This window comes from Bradyrhizobium sp. MI1.11, from assembly GCF_055811255.1.
Window position 1 is genome coordinate 1 of sequence record NZ_JBVVPM010000258.1, and the last position, 221, is coordinate 221.

Consider the following 221-nt stretch of genomic DNA (forward strand, 5'->3'; position numbering starts at 1 on the left):
TCTGATCGTCCATCACCTTGGCCTTGCCTTGGGTGGTCGCCCGGCGGCGAGTTTTGCCCGTCGACTTATGCTGCCCGTGAGCAACGACACATTGCTTCGGGTGGTTAGAAAGCGCGGCTGGTCGTTGCGATCGATCGCATCGCGCACCCGCGCCAGCACCCGCTGCGCCTCGCGCGACAAAGCAGGGATGTCGATGGCGACACGATGCCGGATCGCGCGTT

General features: G+C 64.3%; 1 pseudogene. It reads right to left on the reverse strand.

Going from position 1 to position 221, the window contains the following annotated elements:
* Positions 1-12: 12 nt before the first annotated feature.
* A pseudogene (locus tag AC0L30_RS43280) lies at positions 13-221 on the reverse strand (hypothetical protein); the annotation flags it as partial.